Here is a 17190-nt window from a genome sequence, read left to right on the forward strand (position 1 = left end):
TGAGCACGGCCCGGCTCACGGCGGGCCGTGCCACCCCAGCAGCATGTGGCCGCCGAACGCGGCCGAGCCGAGCGCCGCCGCCGTCAGCAGCGTCACCCTCACCGGCGTCCTCGCGCGCGCCAGGGCCACGGCGAGCGGCAGCAGCAGCGGGAAGCCGGGCAGCAGGAAGCGGGCCCGGGGGAAGTAGACGCCACTGCTGCCGAGCACGATCAGCAGGAGAAGCCCGGTGAAGACCAGCAGGGGGAGCGGCTGGCGGTCGGCCACCGAGAGCACGTAGAGGACGACCGAGCCCAGCAGGACAGCCGTCACCATCGCGTAGAACAGCGCGGGCCGCTCGGTCATGAGCAGCGCCTGCATGCGACGGACCGTCTCGACACCGCCGTCCCACTTGTTGCGCCACAGCTTCTGTACGGCGAAATAGCCGTCCCAGCGGCCCAGGCGCAGCCCCACCCAGGCGACGTACGCCAGCCAGCCCGCGGGGGCCAGGAGGGCGCCCAGGAGCGGGCGCGGCGAGAAGCCGCGCCGCAGCGCGAGGAGCGCGCTCAGGGAGACCGCCGCCGCCAGCGCCACCCCGGTGGGCCGGGTGAGCCCCGCCAGCGCGGCCAGCGAGCCCGCCCACAGCCAGCGGCCGCTCAGCACCGCGTAGAGCGACCACGCGGTGAGCGCCGTGAAGAGCGACTCGGTGTAGCCCATCCACTGCACGAGCGCCACGGGCAGGCTGCCCCACAGGACCGCGAGGACGACCCCGGTCCGGCGCCCGTACAGCCGGTCGCCCACCGCGAAGATCCCCCACGCCGCGAGGAACGAGCAGAGCAGCGAGACGCCGAGGCCCACCGCGCCGCGCGGCAGGGCGGGTACGAGGGCGTCACCCGCCCGCACGAGCAGTGGGTAGAGCGGGAAGAACGCCAGATTGTTCGCGTCGTACGCGGTGCCCAGCGAGTGCGCGTACCCCTGCGAGGCGATCCGCAGGTACCAGTCGCAGTCCCAGGACGCCATCAGCAGATGCCGCACGCCGCGCCGCTCGCTGTGCGCCCAGGGGACGAAGACCAGCAGGCCGAGCGTGCGTACGGCCGCGTATGCGAACAGGGCGGGGGAGGCGTGGCGCAGGGCGCGGGCCGCGCGGTGGCGCAGGCCGGGGGCGGGCCGGGCCGCGCCGAGGGGGCGCCGGGACGCCGGGACCCTGGACGGGGCGGCGGTCGAGGGAAGTGGTCCGTACGGCACTGCGGCGGCTCCCGGAACGTACGTGGTCGTGCGTACGTGATCGTGCGCTACCGGTCGAACCTTCCTGGGGGACCGGCGGTGCACCGTGCCCTTGCGGCAGCCGCAGGAGTGGAATCACTCGGACGGGTGGCCTTTTGGGTGGGCCACCCGTCCGAGGCTCCGAGGGGGAGGGGCTCAGATGCCCGCGGCCGCCGAGAGGTCGCGCTTGATGTCGGCGAGGAGCCGCGCCGCCCGCGCGCGGGCCGCCGGGAGTTCCGCCTTCGAGGCCAGCGGGACGACCACTTCGAGGTAGCACTTGAGTTTCGGCTCGGTGCCGCTCGGGCGCACGATGACGCGGGCCCCGTCGAGCGTGTAGCGCAGGCCGTCGGTGGGCGGCAGCGTCTCCGTGCCCCGCGTCAGGTCCTCTGCCTTCGTCACCGGCAGACCGGCGAGCCGGGCCGGGGGCTGCTCGCGCAGGCGGCGCATCGCGTCCGCGATCAGGGACAGGTCCTCCACGCGGACCGACAGCTGGTCGGTGGCGTGCAGGCCGTGCTCCAGGGCGAGGTCGTCCAGGAGGTCCAGGAAGGTGCGGCCCTGCTCCTTCAGCTCGGACGCCAGCTCCGTGAGGAGGAGCGCGGCGGTGATGCCGTCCTTGTCGCGTACGCCCTCGGGGTCCACGCAGTAACCGAGGGCCTCCTCGTAGCCGTAGCGCAGGCCGTCGACGCGGGCGATCCACTTGAAGCCGGTCAGCGTCTCCTCGTACGGGAGACCCGCCTTCTCGGCGATCCGGCCCAGGAGGGAGGACGACACGATCGACTCGGCGAAGGTGCCGCGCGCGCCGCGCTTCACGAGGTGCGCGGCGAGCAGCGCGCCCACCTCGTCGCCCCGGAGCATCCGCCAGTCGGCGTCGCCCTCGCCGTCCTTGACCGCGGCGGCGCAGCGGTCCGCGTCCGGGTCGTTGGCGATGATCAGGTCGGGGGCCGGGGTGGTACGGGCCGCCGTGGCGAAGGCCAGGTCCATCGCGCCCGGCTCCTCCGGGTTCGGGAACGCGACCGTCGGGAAGTCCGGGTCCGGCTCGGCCTGCTCGGCCACCAGGACCGGGGCGGGGAAGCCGGCGCGGGCGAACGCGGCGAGGAGGGTGTCCTTGCCGACGCCGTGCATGGCCGTGTAGACGGCGCGGGCGGTGCGGGGGGAGTCCGGGGCCAGGACGGCGTCCGTACGGGCCAGGTAGGCCTCCAGGACGTCGTCACCGAGGATCTCCCAGCCGCTCTCGGGGCGGGGCACGTCGTGCAGGCTCGCGACCGCGGCGATCTCGGCGGCGATCTCCGCGTCGGCGGGCGGCACGATCTGCGAGCCGTCGCCGAGGTAGACCTTGTAGCCGTTGTCGCGCGGGGGGTTGTGGCTCGCCGTGACCTCCACGCCCGCGACCGCCCCGAGGTGCCGTATGGCGAAGGCGAGGACGGGGGTGGGCAGGGGGCGGGGCAGGACGGCCGCGCGCAGGCCCGCGCCGGTCATCACGGCGGCGGTGTCGCGGGCGAAGTCGGCGGACTTGTGGCGGGCGTCGTAGCCGACGACGACCAGGCCGTCGGTCTCGCCCTTCGCCTTCAGGTACGCGGCGAGGCCGGCGGCCGCGCGGATCACCACGGAGCGGTTCATCCGCATGGGGCCCGCGCCCAGCTCGCCGCGGAGGCCGGCGGTGCCGAACTGGAGCGTGCCGGCGAAGCGGGCGGTCAGCTCGGCGGTGTCCTCGGCGTCGATGAGCTTGGCCAGCTCTTCGCGGGTCTCGGGGTCCGGGTCCTCGGCCAGCCAGGCCTGGGCTCGCGCGATGAGTTCGGGGTTGTCCTGCACGGGGTCGTCAGCCTCTCGTTGCGGCGGTCGCTGTGGCGGTCGGCGGGGCGTGGGATCGGGGTGGGCGGTGTGGGGTGCCCGGGGTATGCCTACCCGGTTGTTCTGGGGGCGGTCGGGGTGTGCCGCGAGCGGGTGCTCCGGGCTCCCCCTCCTGGTTGGTTCGGGGGTGGGCGGGGTGTGCCGGGTGCGGGTGTCCCGGGGTCCCCCGGTTGGTCTCGGGGCGGGGCCGCGCCGGTATGTCCGTCCTCGCCATCTCGGTCCGGGCGCCCTCCTGCTTCGGTGGCCCGGGGCGGTAAGCGACGTGCTCCGGGCGGAAATACCGACACGTCCCCTCACGTCTCGATCCGGCCCGCGGGCCGGTGGGGGTTCCCGGTGGGGGTGAGCCCGGGGGGCCACCACCGGTTCCTACCCGGCCCGCCGGTACGGGGCAAACGAACCCCGCCCCGGCCCCTTACCCCGCCCGCCGGTGCGGGGGGAACGGACCCCGCCCCGAGCCCCTACCCCGCCCATCGGTGCGGGGCAAACGGACCCGCACCGGCCCCTTAACTCCGCCCGCCGGTGCGAGGCAAACGGCCCCCGCCCCGGCCGCCTACCCCGCCCACCCGGTACGGGGTGAACGGGTGGGTGGGTGGGGAAGACCCGGCGCGGAGCGCCGGAGGCCGAGCCGGGGCACGGGGTGCGGGACCAGCGGACGCGAGGCGAGGCGAGGCGAGGCCCGCCCAAGACGCCCCGTCAGATCCGGTTCAGGACCTTCCCGAGCAGCTCACCCATGCGCGTAGCGCTGTCACGCCCTGCCTGGAGGACCTCTTCGTGGTTCAGCGGCTCACCCGTCATGCCGGCGGCGAGATTGGTGACCAGGGAGATGCCCAGCACCTCCGCCCCCGCCTCGCGCGCAGCGATCGCCTCGAGGACGGTCGACATGCCGACCAGGTCCGCACCGATCGTGCGGGCCATCCGGATCTCCGCGGGCGTCTCGTAGTGCGGGCCGGGGAACTGCGCGTAGACGCCCTCTTCGAGGGAGGGGTCGATCTCCTTGCAGAGCGCCCGCAGCCGCGGCGAGTACAGGTCCGTCAGGTCCACGAAGTTCGCGCCGACGATCGGGGAGGTCGCCGTGAGGTTGAGGTGGTCGCTGATCAGCACCGGCTGCCCGGGCCGCATGCCCTCGCGCAGCCCACCGCAGCCGTTGGTCAGCACGATGGTCTTGCAGCCCGCGGCCACGGCGGTGCGGACGCCGTGCGAGACGGCAGCCACGCCACGGCCCTCGTAGTAGTGGGTGCGGCCCAGGAAGACCAGCACGCGCTTGTCGCCGATCTTGAAGGAGCGGATGCGGCCACCGTGCCCCTCGACCGCCGGCGGCGGGAAGCCGGGCAGCTCGGTGACGGCGAAGTCCGCCTCGGGCTCGCCCAGCGCGTCGACGGCCGGCGCCCAGCCGGAGCCCATCACGAGGGCGACGTCGTGGGTCTCGGCGCCCGTCAGCTCACGCAGCCGCGCGGCGGCGGCGTCGGCGGCGGCGTACGGGTCGCCCTGGATGTCGTCCGGAATAACTGAAGCGTTCACGCCGACGAGGGTAGCGGGTTACGGCCTACGCGCGTAGATGACGATGCTCACGGGATTCCGATCGTTGCTTTGTCGTTTCCGACGAGAACGCGCCGCGGCCCCGAGCAGGGCCTCTCGGCAAGGCCTCAGCAAGGCCTCTTGCGCAGCTCCATCACATAGTCGTGCGGCGCCCCCGCCGACTCCGCGGCGTCCGCCAGCTCGCCGAGGTAGCGCGCTGAGGGGAGGCCACCCTCGTACCCGTTGAGGACGTACACCCAGGCCGGCTCCTCGCCCTCCAGGGTGTCCACCCGGACCCGCATGCGCCGGTAGATGTCCAGGCCCACGCCCTCCCAGCGGTCCATGGAGTCCTCGTCCATGGGAGCGATGTCATAGAGGGTGACGAAGACCTGGGAGCGGGGTGCCTCGACGATCGTCGCCAGGGCGCCCTCCCACCCCATGTGCTCCCCGCCGAACGTGAGCCGCCAGCCGGTCAGCCAGCCGGTCGAGCGCAGCGGTGAGTGCGGGGCGCGGCGTGACATGAGCCGCGGATCCAGATTGCCGGCGTACGCGGCGTAGAGCGACATGACGTCGAGGGTACGGCAGCAATCAAGGACGCAGGTTCCGTGCCGGAAGGACCGCCCGGACGTGGGCGCTCGCCCGGACGGTGGGCCCCGGCGCGTCCGTACCTTGAAGCGTGCGGGACAATGGAGTACGTGACTCGGATCGTGATCATTGGCGGCGGACCCGGCGGATACGAGGCGGCCCTGGTGGCCGCCCAGCTCGGCGCGGAGGTGACCGTCGTCGACTGCGACGGTCTGGGCGGGGCGTCGGTGCTCACCGACTGCGTGCCGTCGAAGACCCTGATCGCGACGGCCGAGGTGATGACCACCTTCGATTCGTCGTACGAAGAGCTGGGGATCATCGTCGCGGACGACACCCCGCACATCGACTCGCCCGCGCGCGTGGTCGGCGTGGACCTGGGCAAGGTCAACCGCCGTGTGAAGCGGCTCGCGCTCGCGCAGTCCCACGACATCACCGCGTCCGTCACGCGTGCGGGCGCGCGCGTGCTGCGCGGCCGGGGCCGTCTCGAGGGCCAGCAGGAGGCCGACGGTTCGCGCAGGGTCGTGGTGCGGGCCGCCGACGGCAGCGAGGAGACCCTCGTCGCCGACGCCGTGCTCATCGCGACCGGCGGTCACCCGCGTGAGGTCCCGGACGCCCAGCCCGACGGCGAGCGGATCCTGAACTGGACCCAGGTCTACGACCTCGACGAGCTGCCCGAGGAGCTCATCGTGGTCGGTTCGGGTGTCACGGGAGCCGAGTTCGCCGGCGCCTATCAGGCGCTCGGGTCGAACGTCACCCTCGTCTCCAGCCGCGACCGCGTGCTGCCCGGCGAGGACCCGGACGCCGCCGCCGTCCTGGAGGACGTCTTCCGGCGCCGCGGCATGAACGTGATGTCCCGCTCCCGCGCCGCCTCCGCCAAGCGCGTGGGCGACCGCGTCGAGGTCACGCTGGCCGACGGCCGCGTCATCTCCGGCACGCACTGCCTGATGGCCGTCGGCGCCATCCCCAACAGCAGCGGCATGGGCCTGGAGGAGGCCGGGGTCAAGCTCAAGGACTCCGGGCACATCTGGACCGACAAGGTCTCCAGGACCTCCGCCCCGGGGGTCTACGCCGCCGGTGACGTCACCGGAGTCTTCGCGCTCGCCTCCGTCGCCGCCATGCAGGGGCGCATCGCGATGTACCACTTCCTGGGCGACGCGGTGACCCCGCTGAACCTGAAGACCGTCTCCGCGAACGTCTTCACCGACCCGGAGATCGCGACCGTCGGCTACAGCCAGGCCGACGTCGACGCGGGCAAGATCGACGCGCGCGTCGTCAAACTGCCGCTGCTGCGCAATCCGCGCGCGAAGATGCAGGGCATCCGCGACGGATTCGTCAAGATCTTCTGCCGTCCGGGTACGGGCATCGTGGTCGGCGGCGTGGTCGTCGCGCCGCGTGCGTCGGAACTGATCCACCCCATCTCGATCGCGGTCGACAACAATCTGACGGTCGAGCAGATCGCGAATGCGTTCACCGTGTACCCGTCGCTTTCGGGGTCGATCGCCGAGGTGGCGCGTCAACTCCACACGAGGAAGACGGCGGGCGAGGGCTGATCGACGCGGCGGCCTGTTTCCACACTCCGCAGGTCACGCGCTGTTGTCACCCATTCGCGCGGCATAGACCGAGTAACTGGGCACCTATACCACTCCGCGACCTGCTGTGCGAACAACTTCTGTAATTCGGCGCAAACTGCTGAAAGCAGACGGTCGTTGGGGTTACTGTCAGTTTCGTGTTCGCTGCAGAACGTCGCCAATTGATCCTCGAAATGGTGCGGGCCAACGGAGCGGTATCGCTCCGCGAGCTCGCCCGCGTCGTCCAGACCTCCGAAGTGACCGTACGGCGGGACGTGCGCGCGCTGGAGGCAGAAGGACTCCTCGACCGCCGGCATGGCGGTGCGGTATTGCCGGGCGGATTCACGCGGGAGTCCGGCTTTCCGCAGAAATCACATCTCGCGACCGCCGAGAAGACGGCCATCGCCGATCTCGCGGCGGGACTCGTCGAAGAAGGCGAAGCCATCGTCGTCGGGGCGGGTACGACCACGCAGGAGCTGGCCCGACGGCTCGCGCGGGTACCCGGTCTGACCGTCGTCACCAACTCCCTGTTGGTGGCACAGGCGCTGGCCCATGCCAACAGGGTCGAAGTCGTCATGACCGGCGGCACCCTGCGCGGTTCCAACTACGCCCTCGTGGGCAGCGGGGCCGAGCAGTCCCTGCAAGGGCTGCGGGTGTCGCGCGCCTTCCTCTCGGGCAGTGGTCTGACGGCCGAGCGCGGCCTTTCCACGTCCAACATGCTCTCCGCGAGCGTGGACCGCGCGCTCGTCCAGGCGGCGGCCGAGGTGGTGGTCCTCGCCGACCACACCAAGCTCGGCACCGACACGATGTTCCAGACGGTGCCGACGGACGTCATCACCCGCCTGGTCACGGACGAACCCCCGGCGCACGACGACCGGTCGGCCACGGAACTACAGGCCCTGGCCGACCAGGGCGTGCAGATCGCGGTGACGGGCGGCGCCGCGAGCCCCGGCACGGGACCCGGCGTCGACTCCGTCCAGACGGGCCGCCAGCCGCGCCGTGACGTGCCCCTGCCGGGTCAGCGCCGCAACCACGGCGCGGGCCCCGGCCAGCAGCTGCGCAACGCGCTCCTCGGGGAGCAGCCGCCGGGGGAGCGGGCCGCGCGCGTCGCGGATCTGCGCCGCCGCTGACCGCGGGGCGGGGCCGGTCCGCCGGGCAGGGGGCTTACGCCGCCGTGCACCCGTCGGCCTTCAGGCCCCGCAGGGTCAGCGTGAGCAGGCGGTCGGCCAACTCCGGGTCGTCCGGGGTCTCCTCGGCCGCCAGCGAGATCGCGTTGGTCAGCTGGAGCAGGTCCGCGATGGAGACGTCGGGCCGCACGGCCCCCGCCTCCTGCGCGCGGGCGAGCAGCGCCGCGCCCGCCTCGCGCATGGGCTTGCTGCACCGCGCCAGCGCCGAACTGTCGTCCTGCGACGCCGACATGAGGGCGCTCGACAGGCCGCGGTACTCACCCGCGTGCGTGACGATGGCCCGCAGCCACGTCACCAGCGCCGCACAGGGCTGCGGGTCGTCGAGCAGCGCGTGCGAGCGCGCGAGCAGATCGCTGACCGCGTCCTCCCAGACCGCGCTCATCAGCGCGTGCCGGTTGGGGAAGTGCCGGTAGAGCGTGCCGATGCCCACCCCCGCGCGGCGCGCCACGTCCTCCAGGGACGTGCCGGTGCCGTGCTCGGCGAAGGCCGCGCGGGCCTCCGCGAGCAGCCGGTCGTAATTGCGGCGCGCGTCGGCCCGCATGGCCCGCGTGGAGTGCTGCGCCGCTCTCGCCTGCTGGCCCATGCCGGTCGTCATCCCCGCACCCTTCGTGAACGTACGCGTCCTTCAAGGATGCCACTGCCGGTGAAGCGCGATCGGCGGGAGGCCGGGCCTCCTCCGGCGGAGAGCGCCCCTCTCCGGCGGCTCAGGCCTTCTCCGACGGAGGGCGGCCCCCCTCGCGGCCGAAGAAGGCCTCGAGCTCCGCCCTGGCCCTGCGCTCGCGCCGGTGCGGCGGCAGGGCGCCCCCGCGCAGGTTCCGGACCAGCCACAGCACCAGGGGGTACATGACACAGGTGCCGACGAGCAGCCCGCTCAGCACACCGGCGACCAGCTCTTCCATGATCATCAACTCACCTTCGCGCGGAGCGCCTTGCCGCCGCTGCCGCGCAGGCTCCTCGGCGGTGCGCGGAACCCGTCGTGGGCCGCGGCGATCATGGCGGCGCCGCTGTCCGGGCCCACCGCGCCGTAACCGAGCAGCCGCCAGCGCGGGTCGACGGCGTCACTGTCGTGGTACGGCACGGGCCCGGCCGCCGACGGCACCAGGAGCGGGGCGGGATCCAGGGCGCAGCCGTGGCAGACGGCGACCTCTTCGGAGGCGCCGGGGAGCACCACGCGCGCGTGGCCGCGTTCGTGCAGCGGGTTGAAGTAGCAGGGCGGGTCGGGCCGCAGCGGCCGCTCGGTCACCAGCGCCTCCAGGGCCCGCAGCCCGATGCGGCTGAACTCGACGGCGGCGACCAGCTCTCCGAGGGCGTACGCGGCGTCGTAGGCGGGGTCGGGGCTGCACGGCCCGCCGTCGCCCGCGGGGTGCAGCGTGGAGTTGCTCGCCTGGATCGACGCGGTGGTGGCGTACGAGGTGAGTTCCGCGCGGAGCCGGGGCGCCAGCGCGCAGCTGTGGCGCAGCGAGCTGCCGAGCGCGGAGGCGTCGCTCAGGAGCCGGGCGCGCTGCTCGGCGTACGGGCGCAGGGCCGCGGGCTCGCCGTGCGGGTCGGGCGGCGGGGCCCGCCAGTCGGGCGCGGGCAGCGGCAGTGCGTAGGTGTAGGGCCGGCGCCGGCCGGGCGGCAGCGTGGTGAAGCGCCGCAACAGCGCCATGGCCAGCCCCGCGGCGAGCCCGAGGACGAGCCCCGCCTCATAGCGCTCTCCGGCCCCCGCGCCCACCGCGAGCCCCCCGGCACCGGCGAGGACGCCCGCGGCGGTCAGCAGCGCCAGTAATTCCCCTGTACGTGTCACTGAAGCCCCCCGTGGTCTTCGGCTCTACGTGAGGAGGACGCGGGTCGGGGCCGGGCCGGTTGCGGAGGCACGCCCCGGGGCGCGGTGCGGTCGCTCACCGGATCCGCCGAGTCCGTCCTCGAACACCGGACGGGCTTGATATACCCGCCGGGCGGGGCTCGATACGCACGCCGGGCCGGGCTGGATGGTCCAGCCCGGCCCGGTCGTGTCAGCTGCTCCGGCGTTCGAGGAGCGGGGTCAGTCCTTGATCTCGCAGATCACCGCGCCGGAGGTGAGCGAGGCGCCCACCTCCGCGGTGAGGCCCTTGATCGTGCCCGAGCGGTGTGCGTTCAGGGGCTGTTCCATCTTCATGGCCTCCAGGACGACGATCAGGTCGCCCTCGTTGACCTCCTGGCCCTCCTCGACCGCGATCTTGACGATCGTGCCCTGCATGGGCGAGGCGAGGGTGTCACCGGAGGCGGCGGGGCCGGACTTCTTGGCCGCGCGGCGCTTGGGACGGGCGCCGCCCGCCGCGGCGGTGCGGGCGATCGTCATGCCGAGCGAGGACGGCAGGGAGACCTCCAGGCGCTTGCCGCCGACCTCGACGACCACCGTCTCGCGGCCCGGCTCCTCGTCCGACTCGGCCTCGGCGGCGGGCGCCGTGAAGGCCGGGATGTCGTTGACGAACTCGGTCTCGATCCAGCGGGTGTGGACCGTGAACGGGTCGCTGGAGCCGGTCAGTTCGGGCGCGAACGCCGGGTCCTTGACGACGGCGCGGTGGAAGGGGATGGCGGTGGCCATGCCCTCCACGTTGAACTCCGCCAGCGCACGTGCGGCACGCTGGAGCGCCTGCTCGCGGGTGGCGCCGGTGACGATCAGCTTGGCGAGGAGCGAGTCCCAGGCCGGGCCGATGACCGAGCCGGACTCGACGCCCGCGTCCAGGCGGACACCGGGACCCGAGGGCGCCTCGAACTTCGTCACCGTGCCGGGCGCGGGCAGGAAGTTGCGGCCCGGGTCCTCGCCGTTGATGCGGAACTCGAAGGAGTGGCCGCGCAGTTCGGGGTCGCCGTAGCCCAGCTCCTCGCCGTCGGCGATGCGGAACATCTCGCGGACCAGGTCGATGCCGGCGACCTCTTCGGTGACCGGGTGCTCGACCTGGAGACGGGTGTTGACCTCCAGGAAGGAGATCGTCCCGTCGACGCCGACGAGGAACTCCACGGTGCCCGCGCCGACGTAGCCGGCCTCCTTGAGGATCGCCTTGGACGAGGCGTACAACTCCGCGACCTGCGCCTCGGAGAGGAACGGCGCCGGGGCCTCCTCCACCAGCTTCTGGTGGCGGCGCTGGAGCGAGCAGTCACGGGTGGAGACGACGACCACGTTGCCGTGCTTGTCGGCCAGGCACTGGGTCTCCACGTGCCGCGGCTTGTCGAGGTAGCGCTCCACGAAGCACTCGCCGCGCCCGAAGGCGGCCACTGCCTCGCGCACCGCCGAGTCGTACAGCTCCGGGACCTCTTCGAGGGTGCGGGCGACCTTCAGGCCGCGCCCGCCACCGCCGAACGCCGCCTTGATGGCGATGGGCAGGCCGTGCTCCTCGGCGAAGGCGACGACCTCCTCCGCGCCGGAGACCGGGTCGGGCGTGCCCGCGACGAGCGGGGCACCGGCACGCTGGGCGATGTGCCGGGCGGCGACCTTGTCACCCAGGTCGCGGATGGCCTGCGGCGGCGGGCCGATCCAGATCAGGCCGGCGTCGAGGACGGCCTGCGCGAAGTCGGCGTTCTCCGAAAGGAAGCCGTAACCGGGGTGGATCGCGTCCGCCCCCGAGTCCTTGGCCGCCGCCAGCACCTTGGAGATGTCCAGGTAGCTGGTGGCCGGAGTGTCACCGCCCAGCGCGAACGCCTCATCGGCCGCCCGGACGTGCAGAGCGTCCCGGTCGGGGTCTGCGTAGACGGCTACGCTCGCGATCCCTGCATCCCGGCATGCACGGGCAACGCGGACAGCGATTTCGCCACGGTTGGCGATGAGCACCTTGCGCACGATGGCTCCCTCCTTGAAACAAGCCGAGTTTAGGGACTGCCGACACGGCCTTACGACCCGTCCCCAAGGGTGAGCTTGCCCACACGGAGTGTGATGCGAGGTCCCCTCGATCCGCTAAAACCCTTGTCGTACCACGGTACGCGGGGTTCCTGCCCGGCAGCGTAGCCCCCGGATGTGGTCAAGGTCTCTGTGAGGCAGCGCTGCGGCGAAGGGTCATTCTTTGTGGAGTCCCTACGAATGGCGCAATGATTCTTTGCCATCGGAAGAGCCCTTGTCCTGGCCTTTACCCATTAGTAGCGTTCACGACAGCTCGACGTACCAGGGGTAACGGCAGCGGAAAGCTACGCCCACAACTGCGTGATGCCCACGCCCAGTTGGCCGAGCAGGCGGCGCAGCAGCGGCAGGGAGAGGCCGATCACGTTGCCGTGGTCGCCCTCGATGCCGTCGATGAACGGCGCCGAGCGGCCGTCCAGCGTGAAGGCCCCCGCCACGTGCAGCGGTTCGCCGCTCGCGACGTACGCGGCGATCTCGTCGTCGGAGGGTTCACCGAAACGGACCACGGTCGACGCCGTGCCCGACGCGTACTGCCCGGTGGCGGTGTCGTAGACGCAGTGGCCCGTCTGCAGGACGCCCGCGCGCCCGCGCATGGACTTCCAGCGGGCGGTCGCCTCCTCGGCGTCGGCGGGCTTGCCGAGCGCCAGGCCGTCCAGCTCGAGGACCGAGTCGCAGCCGATGACCAGGGCACCCTTGGCCTCGGGCCGCGCGGCGACCACGGAGGCCTTGGCCTCGGCCAGGGCGAGCGCGAGTTCGGCGGGGGTCGGCGCGGAGACCTTGTCCTCGTCGACGCCGCTGACGATCACCTCGGGGGCGAGACCGGCCTGCCTCAGCAGGGCCAGGCGGGCGGGGGACTGCGAGGCGAGCACGAGACGGCGTTGCTGATCACTCATGCGGCCAGGGTAGCGAGCACCCGGGTGCTCAGTGGATGCCCAGCACGAACATGGCGATGACCATGGCCAGAGCGAGGACGAGTCCCGCACGGCGCATCTTCGCCTGCATGTCCCGCATGTCCTTGGGCGGGTTGTTCTCGGGGTCCGACCACAGCATGGCTCCGATACTGCGGCCGGGCGGGCCGGGGCGCCTGAGTACGCGTACTCAAGTTCCCCGGCCCGGTCCGCCCTAGCCGGGCCAGTACGTGCGGCCCCACGCCGTGGGCCCCGGCGCGGGCAGCCGGTCGCGGGCCACGCGCGCGGGGTCGGCCCACGCGTCTGGCGGCGCGGGCGCGCCGGACGGCTGGTTCGCCACCGCCGCGGCGCGCGCCTGGACCACCGCGAGCGCGGCGGCCAGCTCCTCCGGGGTCGGGTTGCCCCGTACGACCTTGATCATTAGGGCTCCTCTACAGAGGTCTACAGGGGGATGTTGCCGTGCTTCTTCGGAGGCAGGGACTCCCGCTTCGTACGCAGCTGCCGCAGGCCCCGCACGAGGTGTGAACGGGTCTCGGACGGCATGATCACGGCGTCGATGTATCCGCGCTCGGCCGCGGTGTACGGGTTGAGCAGCGCGTCCTCGTACTCCTGGATCAGCTTCGCGCGCGTGGCCTCCTGGGCCGCCTCGTCACCGGCCGCGGCGATGGTGCGCCGGTGCAGGACGTTCACCGCGCCCTGCGCGCCCATCACCGCGATCTGGGCGGTGGGCCAGGCGAGGTTCAGGTCGGCGCCCAGGTGCTTGGAGCCCATGACGTCGTACGCGCCGCCGAAGGCCTTGCGGGTGATGATCGTGATGAGCGGGACGGTGGCCTCGGCGTAGGCGTAGATGAGCTTGGCGCCGCGGCGAATGATGCCCGTGTGCTCCTGCTCGACGCCGGGCAGGAAGCCCGGCACGTCCACGAAGGTCAGGACCGGCACGTTGAAGGCGTCGCACGTGCGCACGAACCGGGCCGCCTTCTCGGAGGCGTCGATGTCCAGGCAGCCCGCGAACTGCATCGGCTGGTTGGCGACCAGGCCCACCGGGTGGCCCTCGACGCGGCCGAAGCCGGTGAGGATGTTCGGCGCGAAGAGCGGCTGCGTCTCGAAGAACTCGCCGTCGTCCAGGACGTGTTCGAGCACGCCGTGCATGTCGTACGGCTGGTTCGCGCTGTCCGGGATCAGCGTGTCCAGCGCGCGGTCCTCGTCCGTGGGCGCCAGGTCCGCCTCCTCGGGGAAGGCGGGCGGCTCGCTGAGGTTGTTCGAAGGCAGGTACGACAGAAGGGACTTGACGTACTCGATGGCGTCCTTCTCGTCGCCCGCCATGTGATGGGCCACGCCCGAGGTGGAGTTGTGGGTGCGTGCGCCGCCCAGCTCCTCGAAGCCGACGTCCTCGCCGGTGACCGTCTTGATGACGTCCGGGCCGGTGATGAACATGTGCGAGGTCTGGTCGACCATCACCGTGAAGTCGGTGATGGCGGGGGAGTAGACCGCGCCGCCCGCGCACGGGCCGACGACCAGGGAGATCTGCGGGATCACACCGGACGCGTGGGTGTTGCGGCGGAAGATCTCGCCGTACATGCCAAGGGCCATGACGCCCTCCTGGATGCGGGCGCCGCCGGAGTCGTTGATGCCGATGACCGGGCAGCCGGTCTTCAGCGCGAAGTCCATGACCTTGACGATCTTCTGCCCGAACACCTCGCCGAGCGCGCCGCCGAAGACCGTGAAGTCCTGCGAGAACACGGCTACGGGGCGGCCGTCGACGGTGCCGTAACCGGTCACCACGCCGTCGCCGTACGGCCGGTTCTTCTCCAGGCCGAACTGGGTCGAGCGGTGCTGCGCGAACTCGTCGAACTCGACGAAGGACCCCTCGTCGAGCAGCAGATCGATCCGCTCGCGTGCCGTCAACTTGCCCTTTGCGTGCTGCTTCTCGACCGCGCGGGCCGATCCCGCGTGTGTCGCCTCCTCGATGCGGCGCTGGAGGTCCGCGAGCTTTCCGGCGGTCGTGTGGATGTCGATCTCGGACATAGGGATGCGGCTCCCTGCCTGCTCAAAGGTGCGTATGGCGGCTTACGGCTGGCTACTGACCCGTAGCGTATCGGCGCGGATACGGTTCGGCAGTGCGGCGTTTACCACACCTAGGGTGGCTTGCATGACGCCGCGAGATGCTGAAGACAACCGCTGGTCCGACCTCGGACGACCGCCCCTGAACGCCGCCTCCCTGCGGCGGACCCTGCTGCGGGAGGGCGGCCTCTGGACCTCCCTGGACGTGGTGCCCCGCACCGGCTCCACCAACACCGACCTCGCGGCGCGGGCCGGGGAGCTGCCCGAGGGGGCGGTGCTGATCGCCGAGGAGCAGAGCGCGGGGCGCGGGCGCCTGGACCGGCAGTGGTCGGCGCCGGCCCGCTCCGGGCTCTTCTTCTCCGTGCTGCTCAAGCCCGCCGAGGTGCCGGTCGAACGGTGGGGCTGGCTGCCGCTGCTCACCGGCGTCGCCGTCGCCACGGGGCTCTCCCGGGCGGCCGGGGTCGACACCGCACTCAAGTGGCCCAACGACCTTCTGGTCACTGTCGGTGAGGAGGAGCGCAAGGCCGGCGGCATCCTCGCCGAACGGGCCGGGGGCGCCGACGGAGGCATCGTCGTCGGCGTCGGCCTCAACGTGACACTGCGTGAGGACGAGCTGCCGGTCCCCACGGCCGGTTCCCTCGCGCTCGCCGGGGCGGGCACGACGGACCGGGACCCCTTGCTGCGGGCCGTGCTGCGGTCCCTTGAGCAGTGGTACGGGGTGTGGCGGAAGGCGGACGGCGACCCGGCCGCCTCCCGGCTCCAGGAGGCGTACGCGGCGGGGTGCGCGACGCTGGGCCGCCGGGTGCGGGCGGAACTCCCGGGAGACAGGGCGATCGTGGGCGAGGCGGTAGCGGTGGACGGCGACGGCCGCCTGGTCCTGGCCACGGAGCAGGGTGTGCAGGAGCCGGTGGGAGCGGGCGACATCGTCCACCTACGCCCGGCCCCGTAAGCCTGCGAGGGCCCCGCAGGCTCGGGCGGCCTGGCGAGGGCCCCGTAAGGGGCGCGGGGAACGGCGCGAGCAACCACGAACAAACCCGCGCGAAGGGGCCCCGTAAGGGGCGCGGGGAACGGCGCGAGCACCACGACGAACCCGCAGAAGTCCCGCAGGGGGCCGCACGGAATCACCCCGCACAGCACACAGGCCCCCGGCCAGGAAAGGGCAGGCCCCCGACTCCCGGGGAGTCGGGAGTGAGCTGCGGCACACCTGCCGTAAAGTTGGCGCCGGTCGATACCTGACCGCGGCAGATCGGAAGGGCAGCAGGCGTGACCGTCGATGACACGGGCTCCGGCGCGGGCGCACAGCGCGGTCCCGAGGCCGGGACGGACGCCTCCGCGATCCCCGAGGTAGAGGACGAGAAGGCGGACGGCGAGTCCGCGAAGAACCCCCTCGCCCTCCAGCTCGAACAGCTCATCCTCGGCGCGGACCGCCGCTACACCCCCTTCCAGGCGGCCCGCAGCGCCGGCGTCTCGATGGAGCTGGCGTCCCGCTTCTGGCGAGCCATGGGCTTCCCCGACATCGGCCAGGCCAAGGCGCTGACGGAGGCCGACGTGCTCGCGCTGCGGCGCCTGGCCGGCCTCGTCGAGGCGGGGCTGCTCAGCGAGGCCATGGCGGTGCAGGTGGCCCGGTCGACCGGGCAGACCACCGCACGGCTCGCCGAGTGGCAGATCGACTCCTTCCTGGAGGGGCTCACCGAGCCCCCCGAGCCGGGCATGACCCGCACGGAAGTCACGTACCCGCTGATCGAACTGCTCCTGCCCGAGCTGGAGGAGTTCCTCGTCTACGTCTGGCGCCGCCAGCTCGCCGCCGCCACGGGCCGCGTCGTGCAGGCCGCCGACGACGAGGAGATGGTCGACCGCAGGCTGGCCGTCGGCTTCGCCGACCTGGTCGGCTTCACCCGGCTGACCCGGCGCATGGAGGAGGAGGAACTCGGCGAACTCGTCGAGGCCTTCGAGACCACCGCCGCGGACCTCGTGGCCGCGCACGGCGGACGGCTCATCAAGACGCTCGGCGACGAGGTCCTGTACGCAGCCGACGACGCGGGCGTCGCCGCGGAGATCTCGCTGCGGCTCATCGAGACCATGGCCAACGACGAGACCATGCCGGAGCTGCGCGTCGGGATCGCCTTCGGGACCGTGACGACGCGCATGGGCGACGTCTTCGGTACGACGGTGAACCTCGCGAGCCGGCTCACGTCGATAGCGCCCCGGGACGCCGTCCTGGTGGACGGCGCGTTCGCCGAGGAGCTGACGCGCACCGGCGACGCCCCCGCCTCCGAGGCGCAGGCCGCGGAGGCCGCCGCCGCGGCCGAGAAGGAGGGCGAGGAGCCGCCCTCGTACCGCTTCGCGCTCCAGCCGATGTGGCAGCGGCCCGTACGCGGCCTCGGCGTCGTCGAGCCCTGGCTCCTCGCCCGCCGTACGCCGTGACG

Annotated in this window: 16 protein-coding genes; 4 read left to right on the top strand and 12 right to left on the bottom strand. The window is 72.6% G+C overall.

Going from position 1 to position 17190, the window contains the following annotated elements; translation table 11 throughout:
• Window positions 1–15: 15 nt before the first annotated feature.
• The 4 genes from DMA15_RS23160 to DMA15_RS23175 all read right to left on the bottom strand — a co-directional run bounded on the left by DMA15_RS23160 (window position 16) and on the right by DMA15_RS23175 (window position 5168).
• A complete protein-coding gene (locus DMA15_RS23160) occupies window positions 16–1221 on the bottom strand; it encodes a mannosyltransferase family protein (protein WP_125514667.1) in 1206 nt (401 codons plus the stop codon).
• Between the two features lie 174 nt (window positions 1222–1395).
• The gene (locus tag DMA15_RS23165; RefSeq protein ID WP_125514668.1) at window positions 1396–3048 is read right to left on the bottom strand and encodes a phospho-sugar mutase; all 1653 of its coding nucleotides are present in this window, start codon (window positions 3046–3048) and stop codon (window positions 1396–1398) included.
• Window positions 3049–3780: 732 nt separating this feature from the next.
• Window positions 3781–4605 carry a purine-nucleoside phosphorylase gene (locus DMA15_RS23170; protein ID WP_055536250.1) on the bottom strand — a complete coding sequence of 275 codons (825 nt, stop codon included), beginning with the start codon at window positions 4603–4605 and terminating at the stop codon, window positions 3781–3783.
• Window positions 4606–4730: 125 nt separating this feature from the next.
• On the bottom strand, window positions 4731–5168 hold the full coding sequence (locus DMA15_RS23175) for a gamma-glutamylcyclotransferase (RefSeq protein WP_030795388.1): 438 nt from the start codon (window positions 5166–5168) through the stop codon (window positions 4731–4733).
• A 120-nt stretch (window positions 5169–5288) separates the two neighbouring features.
• Here DMA15_RS23175 and DMA15_RS23180 point away from each other — a divergent pair, with 120 nt between their 5' ends.
• On the top strand, window positions 5289–6737 hold the full coding sequence (locus DMA15_RS23180) for an NAD(P)H-quinone dehydrogenase (RefSeq protein WP_125514669.1): 1449 nt from the start codon (window positions 5289–5291) through the stop codon (window positions 6735–6737).
• Between the two features lie 176 nt (window positions 6738–6913).
• A complete protein-coding gene (locus DMA15_RS23185; protein WP_125514670.1) occupies window positions 6914–7885 on the top strand; it encodes a DeoR/GlpR family DNA-binding transcription regulator in 972 nt (323 codons plus the stop codon).
• Window positions 7886–7919: 34 nt separating this feature from the next.
• On the opposite strand, the gene DMA15_RS23190 is transcribed toward DMA15_RS23185, so the two are convergent.
• From DMA15_RS23190 to DMA15_RS23220, 8 genes are all read right to left on the bottom strand, one after another.
• The gene (locus DMA15_RS23190; RefSeq protein WP_125517955.1) at window positions 7920–8483 is read right to left on the bottom strand and encodes a TetR/AcrR family transcriptional regulator; all 564 of its coding nucleotides are present in this window, start codon (window positions 8481–8483) and stop codon (window positions 7920–7922) included.
• A 163-nt stretch (window positions 8484–8646) separates the two neighbouring features.
• Entirely contained in the window at window positions 8647–8847 is a 201-nt protein-coding gene (locus DMA15_RS23195; protein ID WP_125514671.1) for a hypothetical protein, read from the bottom strand.
• Entirely contained in the window at window positions 8847–9728 is an 882-nt protein-coding gene (locus DMA15_RS23200) for a hypothetical protein (protein WP_125514672.1), read from the bottom strand. Before DMA15_RS23200 ends, DMA15_RS23195 begins: the two co-directional genes overlap by 1 nt.
• Before the next feature lie 237 nt (window positions 9729–9965).
• Entirely contained in the window at window positions 9966–11741 is a 1776-nt protein-coding gene (locus tag DMA15_RS23205; RefSeq protein ID WP_125514673.1) for a biotin carboxylase N-terminal domain-containing protein, read from the bottom strand.
• 341 nt (window positions 11742–12082) lie between these two features.
• Window positions 12083–12688 carry a nucleoside triphosphate pyrophosphatase gene (locus DMA15_RS23210; RefSeq protein ID WP_125514674.1) on the bottom strand — a complete coding sequence of 202 codons (606 nt, stop codon included), beginning with the start codon at window positions 12686–12688 and terminating at the stop codon, window positions 12083–12085.
• 28 nt (window positions 12689–12716) lie between these two features.
• Window positions 12717–12845: a hypothetical protein gene (locus tag DMA15_RS38030; protein ID WP_276314365.1), complete on the bottom strand. Its 129-nt coding sequence runs from the start codon at window positions 12843–12845 to the stop codon at window positions 12717–12719.
• Window positions 12846–12917: 72 nt separating this feature from the next.
• Window positions 12918–13124 (bottom strand): acyl-CoA carboxylase subunit epsilon, encoded by a 207-nt coding sequence (locus DMA15_RS23215; RefSeq protein ID WP_125514675.1) that lies wholly within the window; start codon window positions 13122–13124, stop codon window positions 12918–12920.
• A 20-nt stretch (window positions 13125–13144) separates the two neighbouring features.
• A complete protein-coding gene (locus DMA15_RS23220) occupies window positions 13145–14728 on the bottom strand; it encodes an acyl-CoA carboxylase subunit beta (protein WP_125514676.1) in 1584 nt (527 codons plus the stop codon).
• Between the two features lie 124 nt (window positions 14729–14852).
• Here DMA15_RS23220 and DMA15_RS23225 point away from each other — a divergent pair, with 124 nt between their 5' ends.
• Both DMA15_RS23225 and DMA15_RS23230 read left to right on the top strand, forming a co-directional pair.
• Window positions 14853–15713: a biotin--[acetyl-CoA-carboxylase] ligase gene (locus DMA15_RS23225; RefSeq protein ID WP_125514677.1), complete on the top strand. Its 861-nt coding sequence runs from the start codon at window positions 14853–14855 to the stop codon at window positions 15711–15713.
• A 386-nt stretch (window positions 15714–16099) separates the two neighbouring features.
• Window positions 16100–17188, top strand: a complete 1089-nt coding sequence (locus tag DMA15_RS23230; RefSeq protein ID WP_125517956.1) for an adenylate/guanylate cyclase domain-containing protein — start codon at window positions 16100–16102, stop codon at window positions 17186–17188.
• Window positions 17189–17190: the final 2 nt, after the last annotated feature.

Origin of the sequence: Streptomyces sp. WAC 01529, assembly GCF_003945545.1 — a bacterium.
In the GTDB taxonomy this organism is placed as follows: Bacteria; Actinomycetota; Actinomycetes; order Streptomycetales; family Streptomycetaceae; genus Streptomyces; species Streptomyces anatolicus.

Bases quoted from the DNA above. Each gene is read 5' to 3' on its own strand.
- DMA15_RS23175 (WP_030795388.1), bottom strand. From the start codon at position 5,168: ATGTCGCTCTACGCCGCGTACGCCGGCAATCTGGATCCGCGGCTCATG.
- DMA15_RS23180 (WP_125514669.1), top strand. From the start codon at position 5,289: ATGGAGTACGTGACTCGGATCGTGATCATTGGCGGCGGACCCGGCGGA.
- DMA15_RS23190 (WP_125517955.1), bottom strand. From the start codon at position 8,483: ATGCGGGCCGACGCGCGCCGCAATTACGACCGGCTGCTCGCGGAGGCC.
- DMA15_RS23195 (WP_125514671.1), bottom strand. From the start codon at position 8,847: ATGATCATGGAAGAGCTGGTCGCCGGTGTGCTGAGCGGGCTGCTCGTC.
- DMA15_RS23210 (WP_125514674.1), bottom strand. From the start codon at position 12,688: ATGAGTGATCAGCAACGCCGTCTCGTGCTCGCCTCGCAGTCCCCCGCC.
- DMA15_RS38030 (WP_276314365.1), bottom strand. From the start codon at position 12,845: ATGCTGTGGTCGGACCCCGAGAACAACCCGCCCAAGGACATGCGGGAC.
- DMA15_RS23215 (WP_125514675.1), bottom strand. From the start codon at position 13,124: ATGATCAAGGTCGTACGGGGCAACCCGACCCCGGAGGAGCTGGCCGCC.
- DMA15_RS23220 (WP_125514676.1), bottom strand. From the start codon at position 14,728: ATGTCCGAGATCGACATCCACACGACCGCCGGAAAGCTCGCGGACCTC.
- DMA15_RS23225 (WP_125514677.1), top strand. From the start codon at position 14,853: ATGACGCCGCGAGATGCTGAAGACAACCGCTGGTCCGACCTCGGACGA.